Origin of the sequence: Salinivibrio sp. MA427 (genome assembly GCF_001996115.1) — a bacterium.
Classification (GTDB): Bacteria; Pseudomonadota; Gammaproteobacteria; order Enterobacterales; family Vibrionaceae; genus Salinivibrio; species Salinivibrio costicola.
Genome location: NZ_MUFH01000440.1, coordinates 1 through 1,574 on the forward strand (window position 1 = coordinate 1; position 1,574 = coordinate 1,574).

Sequence of the window (1,574 nt, forward strand, 5' to 3'; positions counted from 1 at the left end):
TGGGTATACCCAGCAGAGAGAATAGAGCGCGCTTTAAGGTTAAGCTGCATGTTCAGAAGAGACACACAGCGGCCAGATTTGTTCGAAAAATTAGCAGACTTCATTAAATCTGAGATAGATAGTAAAAAATTAGATGATTCACCTTTTTATGCATTACGTTTATTGACTTTATCACATGAATGTGGCATTGGTGATGATGACTGGATTCTTAATACAGCAGAGGAAATTGCTCAAACTCGTTTTGAATTAGGTGATACTAGAACAGCGATAAATGGGTGGGAGTGCGCGCTAAACTCTGCTAACTCAACTCGAAATAGAATTAAACAGCAAGAAATCTGGAGAGAAATAGCAGCTTGCCACGTTAAAGATTCAGAGCTTCAAGATGGTGGGCTGATAGCTGCCGGATGCATACTTAAAGCAATAGATGCATTGTCTAAAGTCCCTAATACTAGGCAAGAAAGACTTGAGCTATATGAGACAATGAGAGATCACCAAATTGAATCTCTACATCAACTTCATGAGTTTTCAACGCCGGCACAAGACATTAGTGAAATTGTTCATCAAGCAAAAATTCAAGTTCAAGGTAAAGATTTCTTCGATATGCTTTTTAGGCTTGGTGTTTTGGTTTCAAGACCTACAGATATTAACAGGCTGAAAGAGCAAGCAATCGAACAGATGCAAAGTAGCATTGCATGGATGTTTGGTGGAACGCATATAGATCACGAAGGTATAACAGTTGCAACGGTTCCTGCTGGTATGGGACTAAATGAAAGTCAAGATGGTCCTGTTACTTGGGCTACGATGATGAAAAATATTGGAATTGATCATCAATTAGCTGTCCAAGGACAGATACGACCTGCCCTAAATGAGCTAATGACTCAGCACCACGTTTCTGAATATGCTCTAGAATCTATTTTAAAAAATAATCCGTTCATACCATATGGGCACGAGTATTTTTATATTAAAGGGATTACGTTCGGCCTTGAAGGGGATTTCCTAAGTGCGTGTCATATTCTTATTCCACAGATTGAAAATTCATTGAGGTACGTGGCAAGAAGTCAAGGAGAGGAACCAACAACATTGCACGGTGATGGTTCTCAAGAAAGAAGTGGCCTGAAATATTTATTAGATCACCCAGTTATTATTGAAGTTTTGGGTCAAAATATTGTCGGAAATCTTCAAGCAATTTTAATAGATAAGATATACGGAGACTTAAGAAATCAAATGTCTCATGGCTATATGCCGGCGGGTCACTTTTATGGTGTTGCACCGGTTTTTCTATGGTGGTTAGTTTTACATATTGTAATGTTGCCTTTAAGTAGCCACTGGAAACAGTACTACAAACCGGAAAATGCAGCTAACAAGGCATTAAAATCGGATTCGTAACAGTTGGCTCGGTTCCGCTTCGCTACACATTTTAGCCAACTATTACTCACCGCTTAATGTAGCGTTAACACTCAAAGGAGCCATGCACCTTGGATTTAGAATTTTGGAAATTGATAGGTAAAGGGCTCATGGAACTCGTCAAGGTATCCGGGCCATACGTTGTAGCAGTTTTAGGAGCTATATTCGGT

Annotated in this window: 1 protein-coding gene; it reads left to right on the forward strand. The window is 39.5% G+C overall.

Annotated elements, in window-relative coordinates; genetic code table 11:
• Positions 1 to 1,386, forward strand: a 1,386-nt coding sequence (locus BZG79_RS15400) for a DUF4209 domain-containing protein (protein ID WP_206779509.1), incomplete at its 5' end; no start/stop codon positions are given.
• Positions 1,387 to 1,574 lie beyond the last annotated feature (188 nt).